This is a genomic window from Streptomyces sp. NPDC058145, from assembly GCF_042884245.1.
Taxonomy (GTDB): Bacteria; Actinomycetota; Actinomycetes; order Streptomycetales; family Streptomycetaceae; genus Streptomyces.
The window spans coordinates 244,603-261,854 of sequence record NZ_JBHVUH010000009.1 but is presented as its reverse complement, the minus strand read 5'-3'; the positions used below and the strand labels follow the sequence as shown (position 1 = coordinate 261,854).

Annotated in this window: 18 protein-coding genes; 7 read left to right on the top strand and 11 right to left on the bottom strand. The window is 71.3% G+C overall.

The window, feature by feature from the left end; all coding sequences use genetic code 11:
• From ACFVVO_RS22150 to ACFVVO_RS22140, 3 genes are all read right to left on the bottom strand, one after another.
• Positions 1-657 (bottom strand): 2'-5' RNA ligase family protein, encoded by a 657-nt coding sequence (locus ACFVVO_RS22150; protein WP_390057285.1) that lies wholly within the window; start codon positions 655-657, stop codon positions 1-3.
• Positions 658-731: 74 nt separating this feature from the next.
• Entirely contained in the window at positions 732-2,183 is a 1,452-nt protein-coding gene (locus tag ACFVVO_RS22145; RefSeq protein ID WP_390057406.1) for an alkaline phosphatase PhoX, read from the bottom strand.
• A gap of 175 nt (positions 2,184-2,358) precedes the next feature.
• Positions 2,359-3,786: a hypothetical protein gene (locus ACFVVO_RS22140; RefSeq protein WP_390057284.1), complete on the bottom strand. Its 1,428-nt coding sequence runs from the start codon at positions 3,784-3,786 to the stop codon at positions 2,359-2,361.
• 266 nt (positions 3,787-4,052) lie between these two features.
• Here ACFVVO_RS22140 and ACFVVO_RS22135 point away from each other — a divergent pair, with 266 nt between their 5' ends.
• Entirely contained in the window at positions 4,053-5,879 is a 1,827-nt protein-coding gene (locus tag ACFVVO_RS22135) for an endonuclease/exonuclease/phosphatase family protein (RefSeq protein WP_390057283.1), read from the top strand.
• A gap of 13 nt (positions 5,880-5,892) precedes the next feature.
• Here the strand turns inward: ACFVVO_RS22135 and ACFVVO_RS22130 are convergent, their stop codons facing one another.
• The 6 genes from ACFVVO_RS22130 to ACFVVO_RS22105 all read right to left on the bottom strand — a co-directional run bounded on the left by ACFVVO_RS22130 (position 5,893) and on the right by ACFVVO_RS22105 (position 9,300).
• On the bottom strand, positions 5,893-6,630 hold the full coding sequence (locus ACFVVO_RS22130; RefSeq protein ID WP_390057282.1) for an SRPBCC domain-containing protein: 738 nt from the start codon (positions 6,628-6,630) through the stop codon (positions 5,893-5,895).
• Positions 6,631-6,644: 14 nt separating this feature from the next.
• The gene (locus ACFVVO_RS22125) at positions 6,645-7,247 is read right to left on the bottom strand and encodes an ArsR/SmtB family transcription factor (protein ID WP_390057281.1); all 603 of its coding nucleotides are present in this window, start codon (positions 7,245-7,247) and stop codon (positions 6,645-6,647) included.
• Between the two features lie 108 nt (positions 7,248-7,355).
• Positions 7,356-8,006, bottom strand: coding sequence for a DUF3618 domain-containing protein (locus ACFVVO_RS22120; protein WP_390057280.1), 651 nt, complete (start codon positions 8,004-8,006; stop codon positions 7,356-7,358).
• A complete protein-coding gene (locus tag ACFVVO_RS22115; protein WP_390057279.1) occupies positions 8,003-8,422 on the bottom strand; it encodes a phage holin family protein in 420 nt (139 codons plus the stop codon). Before ACFVVO_RS22115 ends, ACFVVO_RS22120 begins: the two co-directional genes overlap by 4 nt.
• A gap of 54 nt (positions 8,423-8,476) precedes the next feature.
• Positions 8,477-9,163 carry a hypothetical protein gene (locus tag ACFVVO_RS22110; RefSeq protein ID WP_390057277.1) on the bottom strand — a complete coding sequence of 229 codons (687 nt, stop codon included), beginning with the start codon at positions 9,161-9,163 and terminating at the stop codon, positions 8,477-8,479.
• A complete protein-coding gene (locus ACFVVO_RS22105) occupies positions 9,160-9,300 on the bottom strand; it encodes a hypothetical protein (protein ID WP_390057275.1) in 141 nt (46 codons plus the stop codon). The genes ACFVVO_RS22110 and ACFVVO_RS22105 overlap by 4 nt, the downstream gene beginning before the upstream one ends.
• 168 nt (positions 9,301-9,468) lie before the next feature.
• On the opposite strand from ACFVVO_RS22105, the gene dapA reads away from it, so the two are divergent.
• From dapA to ACFVVO_RS22075, 6 genes are all read left to right on the top strand, one after another.
• Entirely contained in the window at positions 9,469-10,362 is an 894-nt protein-coding gene (dapA, locus tag ACFVVO_RS22100) for a 4-hydroxy-tetrahydrodipicolinate synthase (RefSeq protein WP_390057273.1), read from the top strand.
• A gap of 289 nt (positions 10,363-10,651) precedes the next feature.
• On the top strand, positions 10,652-11,830 hold the full coding sequence (locus ACFVVO_RS22095; protein WP_390057271.1) for a tyrosine-type recombinase/integrase: 1,179 nt from the start codon (positions 10,652-10,654) through the stop codon (positions 11,828-11,830).
• A 647-nt stretch (positions 11,831-12,477) separates the two neighbouring features.
• Entirely contained in the window at positions 12,478-14,451 is a 1,974-nt protein-coding gene (locus ACFVVO_RS22090) for a tyrosine-type recombinase/integrase (RefSeq protein WP_390057269.1), read from the top strand.
• Positions 14,448-15,035, top strand: coding sequence for a DUF6262 family protein (locus ACFVVO_RS22085; protein WP_390057267.1), 588 nt, complete (start codon positions 14,448-14,450; stop codon positions 15,033-15,035). Before ACFVVO_RS22090 ends, ACFVVO_RS22085 begins: the two co-directional genes overlap by 4 nt.
• A gap of 69 nt (positions 15,036-15,104) precedes the next feature.
• Positions 15,105-15,680: a hypothetical protein gene (locus ACFVVO_RS22080; RefSeq protein ID WP_390057265.1), complete on the top strand. Its 576-nt coding sequence runs from the start codon at positions 15,105-15,107 to the stop codon at positions 15,678-15,680.
• 23 nt (positions 15,681-15,703) lie between these two features.
• Positions 15,704-16,297, top strand: a complete 594-nt coding sequence (locus ACFVVO_RS22075; protein ID WP_390057263.1) for a hypothetical protein — start codon at positions 15,704-15,706, stop codon at positions 16,295-16,297.
• A gap of 185 nt (positions 16,298-16,482) precedes the next feature.
• Here the strand turns inward: ACFVVO_RS22075 and ACFVVO_RS22070 are convergent, their stop codons facing one another.
• Both ACFVVO_RS22070 and ACFVVO_RS22065 read right to left on the bottom strand, forming a co-directional pair.
• Positions 16,483-16,704: a helix-turn-helix domain-containing protein gene (locus ACFVVO_RS22070; protein ID WP_390057261.1), complete on the bottom strand. Its 222-nt coding sequence runs from the start codon at positions 16,702-16,704 to the stop codon at positions 16,483-16,485.
• Entirely contained in the window at positions 16,704-17,195 is a 492-nt protein-coding gene (locus ACFVVO_RS22065; RefSeq protein WP_390057259.1) for a DUF2975 domain-containing protein, read from the bottom strand. The genes ACFVVO_RS22070 and ACFVVO_RS22065 overlap by 1 nt, the downstream gene beginning before the upstream one ends.
• Positions 17,196-17,252 lie beyond the last annotated feature (57 nt).

Below are 17,252 nucleotides of genomic sequence, written 5' to 3'. Positions count from 1 at the left end.
TCAGCGACGGTCCGGTGGCTCGTACCCGGCGCCCGCCGGGTCCGGTCCGGGCCGGCGGCGGATCGCTCCGGTGCCCAGGGCGATCGTGGCGCGTGTGCGCATGGGACCGTCACCGCGGCGGGACAGCACACAGACCCAGGCCACGCGTGCGTGCAGCACGCCGAGCCGGGCGGCGCACTCGACCGCCAGCTCACGCGGGGCACGGGTGCGGCCGAGCGAGAGGTGCGGGGTGAAGCGCGGAAAGCGGTCCACGCAGTACGGAAAGGGCTCCGCCAGCGCGTCCCGCAGCCGCGTCCAGGGGGCGAGGCCGGCCGCCGCCGGATCGAGCCACACGGTGGCGATGGCGCGATGGCGGAAGAAGCGGACCCCGTCGAGCCTGATGTCGAAGGGCTCGCGGTCCGCGGCCGCGGCGGCCAGCAGCGGGAGCGCCGCCGGGAAGTCCTCCTCCGGTACAAAGCCGAAGAGCAGGTTCACATGGGGCGGCCACCGGCGGATCTGCGGGTCGTGCTCGGCCCGGATCCGCTGGACGGCCGGCCACAGTGAGCCCGGGGGCAGCCAGGCGACGGCGGTCCGGGGCGTGGGCGCCGAGGGAAGCCGCCCGGGGACGGCGGCCGGGCCGGGCCGCCCGGCAGGACCGGGCGTCGGAGGGCGGGGCACGCCTCCATCATCGCCCCGCCCGCCGTCGGCCGCCGCCCCTCAGGACACCGCTCGGCCGGAGGAGGCTGGGCGGTTCAGCGCTGCTGCCGCTGCCACGGGCCCGTGACGGCGAGCATGATGCCGGGCGTCTGGATGTTGGCGTACAGGGTCCTGCCGTCGGGCGAGAAGGTGACGCCGGTGAACTCGCTGTACTCGGGCTCCTCGGCGGTGCCGAGGTTCAGCTCGTTGCGGGCGATGGGGTAGGTGCGGCCGCTCTCCGTCGCGCCGAACAGGTGCTGCACGCCCTCGCCGTCCTCGGCGATGACCAGGCCGCCGTAGGGGGAGACGGTGATGTTGTCCGGGCCGTCGAAGTTCCCGTCGGCGGACGGGTCCGGGTTGACGCCGATGAGGACCTTCAGCGTCAGCGTGCGGCGCTTGGGGTCGTAGAACCAGACCTGGCCGTCGTGCTGGACGGGGCTCTCCGCACGGGCGTAGGAGGAGACGATGTAGGCGCCGCCGTCGCCCCACCACATGCCCTCGAGCTTGCGGGCGCGGGTGATCTCGCCGTCGGTGAACTGCTTGCGGGTGGAGACCTGCTTGGCGTCGCGGTCCGGGACGGTGACCCAGTCGACGCCGTACACCGTGCCGGTCCTCGTGGCGCGGGAGAGGTCGTCGACGAACTTGCCGCCGGAGTCGAAGCACTTGAAGGCCTGCAGGACGCCGGCGTCGTCGGCGAGGGTGCGCAGCCTGCCGCGGCCGTGGCGGAAGCCCTCCGGCGGGGTCCAGCGGTAGAGCAGGCCGTTGGGGCCGGAGGCGTCCTCGGTGAGGTAGAGGTGACCGCGCTTGGGGTCGACGACGACGGCCTCGTGGGCGTACCGGCCGAGGGCCTTGACCGGCTTGGGGTCGCGGTTGGCCCGGCGGTCCTCGGGGTCGACCTCGAAGACGTAGCCGTGGTCCTTGGTGAACCCGTTCCTGCCGGCCTTGTCCTCGGTCTCCTCGCAGGTGAGCCAGGTGCCCCACGGGGTGCTGCCGCCCGCGCAGTTGGTGGCGGTGCCGGCGATGCCCACCCATTCGGCGACCTCGCCGCCGCGCCGGACCTCGACGACGGTGCAGCCTCCGGCCGCGGCCGGGTCGTAGACGAGGCCCTCGGTGAGCGGCACCGGGTGCGGCCACCGGGCGCGGGCCCCGGCGAGTTCGTGGTTGTTGACGAGGAGTGTGGTGCCGCGCGGGCCGTCGAAGGTGGCGGTGCCGTCGTGGTTGGACGGGGTGAACTCGCCCGACTCCAGCTTGGTCTTCCCGCTGTAGGTGATGACCCGGTACTTGAAGCCGGCGGGCAGCGCGAGGATGCCGTCGGGGTCGGGAAGCAGGGGGCCGTAGCCGACGCCGTGGTGCCCGTGCCCCTGCGCCGACTCGCCGTCCGCGCTGCCGGTGTCCGTGGCGGCGAGGGCGCCCGGGGCGGTGGCGAGGGCGCCGACGCTGCCCGCGAGCGCGACTCCGGCACCGGTGATCGCGGATTTCCTGGCGAAGTCCCTGCGGCTGAGCGACATGGTGTCTCCTGTGACGGTGGGCGTGCCGTGGAGGGTGGCGTCCTGAGGTCGGCGCTCACGCTCCCGTCCGGTGCTGAACTGGAGTTGAACGCCGGGCTGCTTCAGGGGTGCCTGTTCCATGAATCCGTACGCACTGCCCCATGGCCGGTAAAGACACCGGCCGCGGCCGCCGCTCTCAGCCGCCGTGCTGAGAGCGGGCCTTGAAGGCGGCCTTGCGCGCCTCCTTGGCCACCTTCTTGTCCGGATGCAGCCGCCCCATCGCCTCCAGCACGTCGACGGTCGCGGGGTGGTCCACCCGCCACGCCGCCGCGAAGAACCCGCTGTGCTGGTCGGCCAGTCCCTCCACCAGGGCCTGCAGTTCCTCGGAGTTCCCCTCGGCCTGGAGCTGCGCGGCCAGGGTGTCGACGGTCAGCCAGAACACCAGCTCCTGGGAGGGCGCGGGCACGCACGAGGCGCCGTGTTCGCTGAGCCAGACCCGGGCGAGCCCGCCCAGCTCGGGGTCGTCGAGCACGTCCCGCAGCGCCGGCTCGGCCTCCGCGCCGACCAGGGACAGCGCCTGCTGGCAGCGCAGCCGGCGCAGCGGTGCCCCGGTGTCGGCGCCGCGCGCCGCCGCCAGCAACTCCCGTGCCGAGGTGAGCGGTTCGCGCCGGGCCAGCCACTGCTCGGTCTCGGCGCGGGCGGCGGACTGACCGAAGCGGGAGGTGCCGTCGAGCAGCGCGTCCGCGCCCTTGTCGGCGAGTTCACCGACCGCGGGCGCCTCGAAGCCGGCCTCCAGCAGCCGGGCCCGGAGCCCGTACGCGCCGAGCGGGGTCAGCCGGACCATGCCGTAGCGGGAGACGTCGGTGTCGTCCACCGGCGCGGACGGTTCCTCGTCGGCGTCGGCCATCAGCGCCTCGTCCACCGGCTGGTACTCGACGAGTCCGACCGGCTCCAGCATCCGGAACTGGTCGTCGAGCCGCATCATCGCGTCGGAGACCTGCTCCAGGACGTCGTTGGTGGGCTCGCCCATGTCGCCGGGGACGATCACCGAGGCGGCGAGGGCGGGCAGCGGTACCGGGGCGTCACCTGCGCCACCCTCACTGACGGTCAGCGCGTAGAGGGTGCCGAGGACGCCGTCGAGGAACTCCGCCTCGGCCTCCGGGTCCCAGTCAAGTGACGCGAAATCGACCTCGCCGCCCTCGTCGACGGCGTCGAGCAGGCCGTCCAGGTCGGGCACGCTCGCGTCCGCGACGACCGCCTCCAGGGCGCTGAGCCACACGGTGAGCACGTCGTGCGGGGAACCGGCGGTGAGCAGCGCCAGTTCCTCACCGGCCGTCACGGTCCCGGCCTCCTCGTCGGTGACCGTGACCAGACCCGCGTCCACGGCCACCCGCCAGGCCTCGCTCGCGTGGGCGGCGGCGTCGTCCCCGCTCAGCCCGAGCAGTTCGGCGGCGGCCGACAGCTGTTCCTCGGCCAGTCCGCCGCCGGCGTCGACCCGGGTGTCGGGCCCGGCCCAGCGGGCGAGGCGGGCGGCGCGGGAGAGCAACGGTGTGGACAGCGCGGCGCGTGCCAGCTCCGCTTCGGGACGCAGCCGCACGGGCGGCAGGGGGGAGCTGTCTGACATCGGCTGAATCTCCTAGGACCGTGAAAGGGCTCAGCCGCTCAGCCTAGACGGATTTCCACCCATGCCACCCGGTTCATCTCCCCGCCGGGCACCGTACATGGCCGAAACCTTGACAACTCCCCTCCCCAGGCAGGAGATTGACGCGCGTAGAAGTTGGGGGGACAACTGTTCACTCGGCTCTACGCGTGTCACAGAGGGCCACGAGTCCCACACGCTGCCGTTCCACCCTCGTCCCGGCGCCCCGTCACGTCCCCCGGAGGGATCCCTTGCCGAGCAGGTCTTCCACGCGCCTCGCCGCGCTCACCGTCGCCGCCGTCTGCGGCGCGGCGTCCGCCGTCGTCCTCACCTCGCCCGCGCACGCCGACTCGGTGCGCGTCCACGACATCCAGGGCACCACCCGGATATCCCCGTTCGCGGGGCAGAAGGTCACGGACGTCCCCGGCATCGTCACGGCCACCCGCGCCTACGGCTCCTCCAAGGGCTTCTGGCTGCAGGACGCGACGCCGGACGACAACCCGGCCACCAGCGAGGGCGTGTTCGTCTTCACCAGCTCCACGCCGAAGGTCGCGGTCGGCGACTCGGTCACGGTGACCGGCACGGTCTCCGAGTACGTCCCGGGCGGTGCCTCCTCCGGCAACCAGTCGCTGACGGAGATCACCAAGCCCACGGTCACCACGGCCTCCACCGGCAACACCGTCCCGGCCCCGGTCGTCGTCGACGAGGACGCGGTGCCCGACGCCTACTCCCCGGCCGGCGACACCGCCGCGGCCGGCTCGGTCAACGGCCTCACCCTGGACCCCTCGGCGTACGCCCTGGACTACTACGAGTCCCTCGAGGGCATGAACGTCCAGGTCGCCGACGCGCGGGTGGTCACCGCGACCGACCCGTACAGCGAGCTGTGGGTCACGGTGAAGCCGCACGAGCACGCCGGCCGCCGCGGCGGCACGGTCTACGGCTCCTACGACTCCCAGAACACCGGCCGGCTGCAGATCCAGACGCTGGGCTCGACCGCCGGCTTCCCGAAGGCGAACGTCGGCGACACCCTGGAGGGCAGCACCACCGGGCCGCTGGACTTCAACCAGTACGGCGGCTACACCCTGGTCGCGAGCGAGCTGGGCACGCTGAAGAGCGGCGGCCTGCAGCGCGAGACCACGCAGAAGCAGTCGGGCCGCGAGCTCGCGGTGGCGACGTACAACGTCGAGAACCTCGACCCGTCGGACGCCACCTTCGACCAGCACGCCGCCGCGATCGTGCACAACCTGCAGTCGCCGGACATCGTGTCCCTGGAGGAGATCCAGGACAACAACGGCGCCAAGGACGACGGCACGGTCGACGCGAGCGCGACCGTGAACAAGCTGATCGACGCGATCGTCGCGGCCGGCGGCCCGAAGTACGACTGGCGTTCCATCGACCCGGTCAACGACCAGGACGGCGGCGAGCCCGGCGGCAACATCCGCCAGGCCTTCCTGTTCAACCCGGAGCGGGTGTCCTTCGTGGACCGCGCCGGCGGCGACTCCACCACCGCGGTCGGCGTCACCAAGGCGCAGGGCAAGGCGCGGCTGACGGCCTCTCCGGGCCGCATCGACCCGGCGAACGCGGCCTGGGCGAACAGCCGCAAGCCGCTGGCCGGCGAGTTCGTCTTCCACGGCAAGACGGTGTTCGTGATCGCCAACCACCTGAACTCCAAGGGCGGCGACCAGGGCCTGACGTCCCAGTACCAGCCGCCGGTGCGCAGCTCGGAGATCCAGCGTCACGCGCAGGCGACCGTGGTGAACGGCTTCGTCAAGGACATCCTGTCGGTACAGAAGAACGCCAACGTCATCGCGCTCGGCGACATGAACGACTTCGAGTTCTCCGGCACCGCCCGGATCCTCGAGGGCGACGGCGAGCTGTGGTCGGCGATCAAGTCGCTGCCGAGGAGCGAGCGTTACACCTACGACTACCAGGGCAACCAGCAGGTCCTGGACCAGATCCTGGTGAGTCCGGCGATCCGGCGCGACTGCGGCCTCGAGTACGACAGCGTGCACGTCAACTCGGAGTTCAACGACCAGATCAGCGACCACGACCCGCAGGTGCTGCGGTTCCGTCCGTAGCCGCCGTCCCGGTTCAGGACTGGCCGAACACGCCGTTCAGCCAGTCCTGCCAGGCGGCCTCGTTCGCCCGGCCGTCGGCGTCGGGCGCGAAGTCGTGGACGCTGATGCCGAGCGGGGCGCCCCAGTGGCCGCGTCCGAAGAAGCGGATGAGGGCGCTGTCGGTGCGCAGCCCGATGAAGTACGGGTTCCGGTAGTCGAGTACGGCGTCCAGGGTCCGCCCGCCGGGCCCCCGGGCGCCGACCTTCGTGCCCGCGGCCGTGTCGTCCGCGAGGCCGAGGGCGCGGCCGACGGCGGCGAGCGCCCTGGGTGTCGCCGAGGCCGCGGGCCCGTTCAGCTGGGCGAAGACGACGGGGCGGGGCGCGAAGTGCGTGAGGTACTCGCACAGCGTGTGCAGATAGAAGTTGGTGTGCTTGCTCGCGCCGTCGTACTGGTTGTTCCAGTCGTCGGTGAAGATGCCGCTGTGGACGTAGCGCACCCAGGCACGGCGGCCCTCGCCGCGGGGCTCGATGGTGTGGTCGAGCTGGTTCAGCGACTGGGTGGGCATGCCCACGTCCTCGCTGCGGCTGGTGTAGCGGTGGGGCGGGTCCCAGGCGGTGACGGTGGATCCGAAGGGACCCCGGCCGCCCTCCCGGGGCTCGGGCGGGTCCATCGGCCACAGATAGCCGCCGGTCCCGGTGGTGATCGCCTCCCAGACCTTCTCGGGCGGGACGTCGACCTCGAACTCGCGGACGATCTCGAATTCCTCGGGCATGGCGGGGCTCCTGCTCAGCTCTCGGGGGTGGGCCGGTCCTGGACCGTGGGGTGGAGGGCGACGACGATCCGGTGGTCGCGGCCGCCGTCGGCGCCGGGGGCGTCGTACTTGCGGATCAGGGCGCTCACTCCGGCCGTGAGCTCCTGCGCGAAGGCGGCGCGGTCGGCCGCGGAGGCGAAGCGGACCTCGCCGTCCAGGGCGTAGGTCGCCAGCCGCTGGCGTGCCTTCGCCGCGCCGGTGATCAGCTCGCCGACGTCCCGCACCAGGCGGGCGCCGAGCGCGAGCAGCCACCGTGCGGAGAGCTGGTCGCGGAAGCGGTCCGGGTCGGGCTGCACGGCGGCGAGGGCGGCCGGCGAGATGACGTAGGACGCGGCGGTCGCTTGCATCAACCGCTCGGTGACATTGCCCTTGCGGCGCTCCCCGGCCAGCTCGACCAGGCCGTGCCGCTCCAGCGTCTTGAGGTGGTAGTTCACCTTCTGCCGGGGCAGGCCGACCCGGCCGGCCAGCATGGCGGCCGACGCGGGTCCCGCGGCCAGTTCGGCGAGCAGCCGGGCCCTCACCGGGTCCAGCGACACGGCCGCCGCCTCGGGGTCCTCGATCACGGTCACATCCAGCATGCGACCACCCTCACACCGAAAACTTTTTCTGTCCAGGAGGACGGAGTTTTCGGCGCGCGGGTGGTCAGCGGTGCCTGTCCGCCGGTGGGACGGGCGGGCCGGAGCGGGTCAGGAACAGTGGTCGCTTCGGCGCCAGGCGATGACCGCCGCGATCGCGGCGACGGTGAGCGCACCGACGGCCAGTGCGGGCCCCGGGTGCCGTTTGCCCGCGTCCAGTGCGCGGTGCATGGATTCCGGGAGGCCGCGGCCGGCGTGCCGCGCACGCCGTTCCTGCAGGGCGTGCCCGGCACTGGTGGCCTGCTCCTGCAGGGCGTGCCCGGCGCTCGTGGCCTGCTCCTGCAGGGCGTGTCCGGCGCTCGTGGCCTGCTCCTGCAGGGCGTGTCCGGCGCTCGTGGCGCGTTCCTGCAGGGCGTGCCTGGCCGGGGCCGAGCGGTCCTGCATGGCGTGCCGGGCGTGGCCGGACCGGTCCTGCACCGCGTGCCGGGCGTGGCTCGACCGCTCCTGCATCGCGTGCCCGGTCCTGGCCGCCCGCTCCTGCACGGTGTGCCCGGCCTGGGCGGCGCTGGAGCGGAGCTGCACGGTCATGGCGCCGGCCTTGTCCTTCAGGTCGGCGGCGCGGGCCTTGGCCCGGCCCTTCACATCGACCTTCCCGACGAGCTGCTCGACGGTGTCGCCGAGCTGGCCGCGGGTCTGCTCTATCTGGTGCCGCAGTTCGTCGGGGCCCTTGGCGCCCGAGCCGTGCGGGTTCTTGTGGCTCATCGGTGTGCCCTTTCCCTGATCACGTCCACGTCCGCCTTGACACTGCCGAGCGTCACCTCGGGTTTGGGCGGGGTCGCGCGGCGCAACTGGGCCCGTCCGGCCATGGCCAGCAGACCGGCCACGGCGAAGAACACGACGGCGACGATCAGCGCCGACGCCCACACGGGCAGCGCGAGGGCGATCGCGGCGGTGGCGGCGCCGGCCAGGGTGATCAGGCCGACGTATCCGACGGCGCCCGCGGCACCGAGCAGTCCGCCGCCCCGTCCGGCATGGCGCCCCTTCTCGGCCAGCTCCTCCTTGGCGAGAGCGACCTCCTGCCGCAGGAGCCGGGAAAGCTGTTCGGTGGCCCGGCTGACGAGTTCACCCGTGGAAGGGTGCCCGTCGACAGAGGGCCGTGTCTGCGAGGTCACGGTCACGTGTTCCGCCTCCTCCTCCGTACGGAACCCCCCGAGTACCCAGGCCCGGGTCCGTCACCCTCTCCCCTCTCCCCCCGTCCCGGGTGAGCCGAGCCGGGCGAGTTGCGTCTGGAACCAGTCCAGCCGGGCCTGCAACAGGGCCGCCTCGGCCACGAGTTCGGGTACGCCCATGTCCCCGTCGGCCGTCAACCCGGCGAACGGCGCGGTGGCGGCCGCCGCCACCCGCAGGCCCTCTCCGGCCAGCCGGGCGAATCCGGCGAGCGGGACGGACGTACGGGCCCGTACGCAGCCCGCGCACGCGGGCGCCAGGGCCTGCCAGCCGGGTCTGCCCCAGCCGGCGTCGGCGAGCGCGACCGGGCCGGCCCCGCAGGCGCACGGGCCCACGGTGGCCGTGCGCACCCGTTGCCGGGCGTACCGGAAGCCCCGCTCGAAGCGGATGTAGGCACCGAGCACGGAGACCTCGAGCAGGACCGCGGCCCGGTGCTCGGCCGTGCACCGCAGAGCCTCGGCGGCCGTGCGGTCGTGCACGCAGTGGAAGCCGCAGTCGCACAGGCGCGCGGGCGCGCGATGCCGGCGCCCGTAGGCGCAGGAGGCGTCGTCGAGCACGCCGTACGGCAGCGCGCCGCCCAGGGACACACCGGTGAACCCGGCCCGGGTGCCGTCCTGCGACAGCAGCGGGTGGGCGATCTTGTATCCGGTCGGCGGCTCCGTCGGGCGTTCCACCGGGAGCCGCAGCCTCACCGGGCCGCCGGTACCTCTTCGCGGGCCGGCTCGGCCGGTGCGGTGCGGGTGATCTCCTCGGGGAGCTCCGGCTCCTCCTGGTGGACGGGGGGCCGCTCCTCGGCGACTCCGGTGGCCAGTGCCTTGCCGAGCTTCATGGTGCCTCCCATGACCGACGTCAATGACCGTCCCGACTCATAGTGACCCATGTCGGCCGACTTGGACACAGGACCTTCGGCCACCAGCCCGACCCATCAGCATCACTTACGAATACCTCGTAGAAGAATTAAGTAGAGCTTCATCGTCGGGATGCCGAGACTACCCGTATGACGATCCGACGCAAGCCCTTCGGCCGCACCCTGTGCGCGATGATCACCCCGTTCACCGAGGCGGGCGCGCTCGACCTGGAGGGCGCCCGGCGGCTGGCGGACCGGCTGGTGGCCGAGGGCTGCGACGGGCTGGTGCTGAACGGCACCACGGGCGAGTCGCCGACCACCACGGACGCGGAGAAGGCGGAGCTGATCGCGGCCGTCCGGGAGGCGGTCGGCGACCGGGCCGCGCTGGTGGCGGGCGTGGGCACGGCGGACACCCGGCACACGGCCGAGGGGGCCCGCGCGGCGGAGAAGGCGGGCGCCGACGGCGTGCTGGTGGTGACGCCGTACTACAGCAGGCCGCCCCAGGAGGCGGTGGAGGCGCACTTCCGTCAGGTCGCCGACGCGAGCGGCCTGCCGGTGATGCTCTACGACATCCCGGGCCGTACCGGCACCCGGATCGAGCCGGAGACGATGATCCGGCTCGCCGAACACCCCCGGATCGTCGCGGTCAAGGACTGCTCGTACGACTTCCTCGGCACCCAGAAGGTGCTGGCGCGGACGGAGTTGGCGTACTACGCGGGCTGCGACGAGCATGTGCTCGCGCTGTACGCGGTGGGCGCGGCGGGCTGTGTGAGCACGGTCGCGAACGCGGTGCCGGGGCGGGTCGCCGCCATCCTGGACGCCTTCGACGCGGGCGACACGATCCGCGCGACCGAACTCCAGCTGAACGCGATGCCGTTGATCGAGGCGATGACGGCCGCGGGCCTGCCCGGCACGGTCACCGCCAAGGCCCTGCTCGGCCGACTCGGCCTGCCCGCGGGCCCGGTACGCCCACCCCTGCTGCCCGCGACCCACGACACGACCGACGGGCTGCGGGCACTGTACGAACAACTCCTCGCGGCCTGACCGGCTCCCGGCGAAGTCGAGCGCCAGGGCTGCGCGACCGGGAGCCCGGTCAGCCGATCCGGGACCGTCGCCCGGCCATGAACTGCCGGAAAAGCACCGCGCCTCACCCAGACCCCGCGCGTACGGTGACGGCGTGACCCGCCCGTATCTCTTCCTGGATGTCGACTTTACCGACCGCGGGTAGTGCTGCCCGTGATGTCTGTCTGGGCTTGTGACTTGGACGTCATGGGCTCGTTTACCGACCGGGACCGGGACGTCTGTCATGTTCCGGAGTCGGTACGGAGGACAAGTGGTACGGCACGTCGTGGTCGGGGACTTGAGGGTCCAGCGGATCGAGAGGAAGGACGGGCGGAGGTCATGGACGATCGTCTGGCCCGAGGGCACGCTGCACATGGAGGCGGACCGGTTCCTGCGTGAGCACGAGGGTTCGGGCACGCAGAAGACCTACGCGTACTACCTGGTGGATCACCTGCGGTGGCTGGAGCGTGAGTGCCTGGCCCTCGATACGGTCCAACTGCGCGATCTGGAGCGGTACATGGGGATCGTCGGTGCCGAGGTCCGTATGCCGCTCGGGGAACCGTGGCGGGTCGGCAAGCGCCCCTACGGCCGTTCCGCGCTGTCGACCGCGGCGGCCTGCTTGAAGGGCTTCTACCTTCATCAGGCTTCCCTCGGCATCAACGGCGAACTCGGCAAGAAGCTCGATCGGTCCCGGCTGCCGTCGCGGGTGGACCGCCGCCGCTCGTTCCTCGGTCACGTGAAGTCGCCGCTGCCCACGAATCCGCTGGCGCCGAAGGGGCCGCAGCGCCGGCACCCGAAGATGCTGCCGGACGGGGCGAGGGAGAGGCTGCTGGAGTCGGTGGACGCCGCCCGGGACCGGCTGGTCGTCGACTGGCTCGCCGACGGGGGCCTGCGGATCGGCGAGCTGTGCGGGCTGCACCTGGTCGACCTGCACCTGCGGGAGAACGCTGCCTGCGGCGAGTGCCGCACCCCGCATCTGCACGTCTGCCACCGGCCCGGCAACCCGAACGGGGCCGAGGCCAAGACCAAGCATCCGTGGCAGATCGTGCGCGGGACGGTCACCGGCGGGCTGATCAAGCGGGTCAGCCCGGCGATGGTGCACTCCTACTTCGAGTACCTCACCACCGAGTACCCGCGCGGCGCTCGGCACGGCATGCTCCTCGTCCAACTGCACGGTGCCGATGCGGGCCTGCCGTGGGCACCGGTCGGCGCCCGGCGGATGCTCGGCCGGGCCGGGGAACGCGCCGGGTTGGGGCTGGTGAAACCCCATGCCTTCCGGCACACCTTCGCCTCGGCGGTTCTCGACGCCGCGGGCGGCAACACCCTGATCGCCCGGGACGCGGGCGGCTGGGCCTCGGCCGCGATGGTCGACGAGGTCTACGGGCACGTCGACATCCACGATCCGGTCTTCGACGCCGCTCTGCGCACCGTCTGGGGTGAGGGCCGGTGAAGCGCCGGGACGCGTTTCTGCTGCCCTTGCTGGCCACGCACCAGAACCAGACGCGAATCGGCAGGGATCGCCTGGAGATCCTCACCGCGCTGACGAGCGCGCCCTCCTTCGATCCTCTTTTCCGCGACGAGATCGTCCGGATCCCGCCAGGGCACCAGACCTACCGGTGGTTCTGCCGGGTCGCCGACTGCCAGCGCGCCGTCGGCCTCGGTGACTTCTGCCACGCCCATCGCCAGGAGTGGCTCACGGCCGCGAAAGAAGGTGTCAGCAGGTCAGCCTTTCTCAGCGCTGCTGAGCCATTGAGCCAGACAACCGAGCATGACGGGAATCTGGCCTGTCTGATCTGCCCCGGGCGACCCGCGCGGGCGGGCCAGTACCGTCTCTGCAAATATCACCTCCAGAAATGGAGCCGGACGCGAACGGGCCAGGAATCCACACCCGACTTCGACGGGTGGGCCGCCGGACAAAGCCCCACTTCGGGGTTCGGGACCTGCACGGTGCTGGTCTGTCCTCTGCTGGCGGAGTCGCCGCTGGGACTGTGCCAGCGACACGCTCACGCCTACCGGAGGGCGGGTTCTCCCGGCGGCGCGTCCATTCCGGGCGGATCGTGGAAGGACGGCCGAGCCGCTGTCAGCTACATCGACCGCATGCAGTTCCGGGCATGGTGCGACAAGGAGATCGCCGTCTCCGTGCCCGCTCAGCTGAACTTGCGCGGCCTGAGGCCCCTGCCGCGAGCAGAGATCCAGTGGGGGCTGTTCACGCACACGCAGCGGTCGCGTCCGGCCCGCTGGGATGTCACCGCGCTCCGCATGGTGGTGAACGCCTGCCGAGAGCAGGACGCGACCTCGATCGTCGATCTGGACCTTGCCTGCTTGACCAAGACCGCCAGCGGGATCGCGAAAGAGATCCTCCACGAGTTGCGCCTGGTCTATTTCACACCTGAGGAGGCCAAAGAGGCCGGATTCCTCGAAACGAGGCACTTCGGCATCAGCTACGAGCACCGGCTCGGGCACATCAGCCTCACCGCGATCTCTCAACGGTGGCTGCGGGACATCACGTGGGACTACTTCGCCGAACTCCTGCGCTCGCCGCGCTGCCCCAACAGCGCCCACACGCTTGACCAGATTCGTCGAGCGATGATCGAGCTGAGCGCTTTCATCGAGGCCGACGCCCCCGGCGGGGGCGTCGACCCCGCAGTCCTGGCCAAGGAACACGCGGACCGCTTCGTCGCGGATCAGCGACATCGTGAGCGCCATGCACTCCCGTCTCTGGCCATGGTCCGGATCGACGGGAAGCCGAGCACCGTCACGACCGGCACGCGATCGGTGGTCTTCAACCACACCCGAAAGATCCTCCGCTGGGCGATGGACGATGGAGTGACCGACGCTATCGGCCTGGCCAGGGAGTTCGTCATCGCGTTGCCGAACGCCGGCGGCACCGCTTATCAGAAGCGACGACGCCCCTTCGCCGACGAGGTGGCCCGCGCACCGGCCGACGAACACAATCTCGCCGAGTTCACACGCATCCACGATCCGGATGACGAGGGCGCCCGGGACATCTGGGAGATCGTCGTGGTCACCGGACGACGGCTGGGAGAAGTCACCGAGCTCCGCTGGAACTGCATCGGCCGACTCAGCGGGCTCGCGATGCTCTGGCACGACCAGACCAAGGTCGGCAACTACGACGCGGCCATCCGTATCCCCGAGTCGCTCTTCGAGCTCATCGCCGACCGGCAGCGCAAGACACTCACCCGGTTCGCCGACAATCACGGCTACACCCCCACGGGCAAAGAACGTGACGGGCTCGCGCTGTTCCCCACCGACTACCGCAGCACCGACGGAACGATCGCCCTGAGCAGACCGTGGTTCTACAGCCGCTTCCGGCCCTGGGTCGACGCCATGGACATCGGCCACTGCGTCCCCCACCAGGCCCGCCACACCCTCGCCACCAGCCTCCTGCGCCAAGGCGCGACCCTCACCCACATCCGCCGCTACCTCGGACACGTCTCGGACCGGATGGCGGAGCACTACGTCCACCTCTCCCACACCGACCTGGAGAACGTGCTCCAGCATGTCTGGGTCGCCGGCCCCGGAACCGCCACCCCCGGAGAACTCCTCGCGGGGGACTCGGCCGAGGCCCTCACCAAAGAGCACGCCCTGGCCATCGCCGTCGACCTCGCCCGCCGCAGCACCCCCGCCGAGGGCGGCTTCTGCACCTTCCAGCCTGTCGTCGACGGCGGCGCCTGCCCCTGGAACCTCGACTGCCACAACTGCGACAAGTTCGTCCTCTCCGGCGCGGACCTCCTCTACTGGCGACGCAAGCGCGAGCAGTGGCGGCTACTGGCCGAAGGCGCCCCGGACGACGCCACCGCCGACTACCTCCACCGCTACTTCGAGCCCACCGCCCGCGCCATCGACGGCCTGGAGAAGGCCCTGGCCGGCCTCGGCCTCCTCGACGACGCCCTCGCCCTGGACCTGCGCAAACCCCAGGACTACTTCCACCGCGTCTGGTCCACCGCCTTCCGCGCCGCCGACCTCGCCGACGCAGGCAGCGACCAGGAGAGCGAGTACACCGATACGTGCACAACCGATGGCGACGACCCCGAACAGGACATCGCATGAAGGCCGCTCCCGTTCCAGAACCCCGCACGGCCGCTGCCCTGGCCGCCCGCCGCCACAAGACCGAGACCGCCCTGAAGCAGGTCCGCGAAGCCATCACCCGACTCCAGCGCGAGAAAGCCCAGGTCAGCGTCGCCGCCGTCGCCCGTCGCGCAGACGTCTCGCGCACCTTCCTCTACGACAACGCCGAGGCCCGAGCCGCGGTCGCCAACGCGATGGCCGAGGCCGGAGACCGCCGGACCCAGTTGCTCGCCGACCAGGACGACGAACGCGAGGCGACCTGGCGCGAACGCGCCCTGAACGCCGAGGAAGGTCTCAAGGCCGCCCAGGCCGAGATCTTCACCCAGCGCACCCGCATCGGCGAACTCCTGGGCCAGATCCGGGACTTGGAAGCCGAGTGGACCGAGGAAGCCATCCAGCGGATCACCACCGAGAACACCACTCTCAAACAGCGGGTCCGCCAACTCACCACCGACAACCGCACCCTCGATGAGCGGCTCAAGGCCGCCCGATCCAACCTCCGCTTCCAGGACCGGCGCGTCGCCGACCTCGAAGCCCGCATCGCCGACCCGGCGCCAGGAACCTGAGCCTGTCCACGACCACTCACCGCACCCCCGACAGAAGATCTTCTGTCGGGGGTGCCTCACAATGTCGACGTGGATTCAGCCTGGGGAACAGCCCTCATCGCCTTCGCCGCAGCAATCCTGTCCGCCGCCATTTCTCTGCTCGGCACCTGGCGCCTACAGAAGAGGGGCGAGCAGGTCACGGAAGCGAACCGCCGGACTGCCCTGCGGGAGGCCAGCCTTGAACGTATCGCAGAAGAGCTCTTCGCCATCATCCGGCACGAGGAGTCGATCCCGCATCAACACACCCCAGTCCACGAACACTTGGCCTGGGAAAAGACACTGCAGGAGCACCTAACCCGGATCCAGAAGGCCACTCTGCGTTTGGACGACCTGGAGCTGCTAGCCGTGATCCACGACATGTGCTCGCTGCTCAGGGACTGGGACAGACTGAAGCCGGCTGCCTGGCCGCGTGAAGTCGCGACAGCCGCACCCCGGCATGCGATCGACAGCATCAGAGCGCACCTGACAGGAAAGCCCCTGCCCCGACCTGGTCGAGACATCCAGAAACTCCGGGCAGCACGAGAAGCCGCAGACGAGTACGAGCGTGTGGCCGCCGAAGAAACACGCCTGGCCACGGAAGAAATGCGCCGGAACTCTTCAACCTGATCCAGCCCGCACCAGGCCGTCCCATGAGACCACCCGGACGAGCGACAGCAACGGCCCCAACTCGGCGTCACGGACATGTAGTCTATGAATCGTCGCAGTTCAGAGCAGGTTCACGAACTCCTGCGGTCGGTAAAGTCGACGGACCGCTCAACCCGTACGCGGCCAAGCCGGAACGCCGCCCCGAGGGCTATGTGACGATCAGGGCTTCCGTCCGCCCCGGGCCCCCGCTGCGCGTATGGCTGAACCCGGCCCACGGCCGCGCGCTGCTGACGCTCGGGTACGAGCTGTGCTGGGCGACGACCTGGATGGCGGAGGCCAACCGCTGGATCGCGCCGGTCGTCGGGCTGCCCGAACTGCCGTACGTCGACTTCGGGCACTGCCTGTTCGCCGAGCGTCCGGACGGGGTCCACTGGAAGACGGAGGCGATCGTGGCCCACGCGGCGGGCCGCCCCTTCGCCTGGGTGGACGACGAGCAGGGGCCCGCGGACACCGCCCATGTGGCGGCCCACCACCCCGCGCCCGCGCTGCTGCATCACGTCGACCCACGGGTCGGCCTGCGGGCGGAGAACTTCACCGTGCTCACGAACGCGCTCGGCGGGCTCGCGACGGGGCTGTGAGGGCCGGTGTCCGACCTCGCCGGCACGGTCGGACCGGACCGGCCATCTCCCCCGGGCGTGACGGGCCCGGCCGAGGCACGCCGGTTGCCGGTGGCCCAGTTTGGATCGGCGGTCCACGTCCACGGTCCCGGGTGCCGTGTCACGGGCCGGTGGCGCCATGCGCTCTCGCGCCCGCCGTGGGGATGTCATCCGCCCGCGGCGTCCTCGGTCTCCCAGCGCAGCAGGTCGCCCGGCTGGCACCTGAGTACCTCGCAGAGCGCGGCGAGCGTCGCGAAGCGCACCGCCTTGGCGCGGCCGTTCTTGAGTACCGCGAGGTTGGCGGGCGTGATCCCCACGCGGTCCGCGAGCTCGCCCACGGACATTTTCCGCCTGGCCAGCATCACGTCGATGTCGACGACGATCGGCATCAGATCACCTCGTCCAACTCGGCCTGCATCTGCGCCGCTTCGACGTCGCGCGCGACGGCCTGGGCGAGCAGCATCCGCAGCACGAGCACGATGAGCGCGACCCCCAGGATGGCCAGGCCAACCCCGCCCATGATGACGGTGACACCCGGGTCGGCCCGCTGGCCCGGCGCATTGAGGGCCGTGACCGCGAACCACAGGAGGGCGACCGCCACGATGGCGCCGATCACGCCGTCCACGTACCGGAAGGCGGCGTGGGAGAACACGGTTCCGCGTCGCACCATCGTCACCAGCCGCCATACGCAGACCAGGGCGACCTGGGCCGACACCATGCCCAGAATCGTGATCACACGCAGCGGGGTCAGCGGGAGCGACCCGTCCTCGGGATCGCTCCCGCTGACCAACACCCACACCATCCCTGCCTGTACGAACACGGTGCCGGCGAGCACCACCACGAGCACGGCGCGCAGCGCACGCACTGTCAGCTTTCCCACGGCCCGTCCTTCCATCGAGATGCGATGGGAATCTATCGAATCTCGATAGATTGAACA

What these genes read in the sequence shown, in the direction of transcription:
- ACFVVO_RS22145 (WP_390057406.1), bottom strand. Translation starts at nt 2,183, where the DNA reads ATGTCGCTCAGCCGCAGGGACTTCGCCAGGAAATCCGCGATCACCGGT.
- ACFVVO_RS22140 (WP_390057284.1), bottom strand. Translation starts at nt 3,786, where the DNA reads ATGTCAGACAGCTCCCCCCTGCCGCCCGTGCGGCTGCGTCCCGAAGCG.
- ACFVVO_RS22130 (WP_390057282.1), bottom strand. Translation starts at nt 6,630, where the DNA reads ATGCCCGAGGAATTCGAGATCGTCCGCGAGTTCGAGGTCGACGTCCCG.
- ACFVVO_RS22125 (WP_390057281.1), bottom strand. Translation starts at nt 7,247, where the DNA reads ATGCTGGATGTGACCGTGATCGAGGACCCCGAGGCGGCGGCCGTGTCG.
- ACFVVO_RS22120 (WP_390057280.1), bottom strand. Translation starts at nt 8,006, where the DNA reads ATGAGCCACAAGAACCCGCACGGCTCGGGCGCCAAGGGCCCCGACGAA.
- ACFVVO_RS22105 (WP_390057275.1), bottom strand. Translation starts at nt 9,300, where the DNA reads ATGAAGCTCGGCAAGGCACTGGCCACCGGAGTCGCCGAGGAGCGGCCC.
- dapA (WP_390057273.1), top strand. Translation starts at nt 9,469, where the DNA reads ATGACGATCCGACGCAAGCCCTTCGGCCGCACCCTGTGCGCGATGATC.
- ACFVVO_RS22090 (WP_390057269.1), top strand. Translation starts at nt 12,478, where the DNA reads ATGCAGTTCCGGGCATGGTGCGACAAGGAGATCGCCGTCTCCGTGCCC.
- ACFVVO_RS22085 (WP_390057267.1), top strand. Translation starts at nt 14,448, where the DNA reads ATGAAGGCCGCTCCCGTTCCAGAACCCCGCACGGCCGCTGCCCTGGCC.
- ACFVVO_RS22075 (WP_390057263.1), top strand. Translation starts at nt 15,704, where the DNA reads ATGAGACCACCCGGACGAGCGACAGCAACGGCCCCAACTCGGCGTCAC.
- ACFVVO_RS22070 (WP_390057261.1), bottom strand. Translation starts at nt 16,704, where the DNA reads ATGCCGATCGTCGTCGACATCGACGTGATGCTGGCCAGGCGGAAAATG.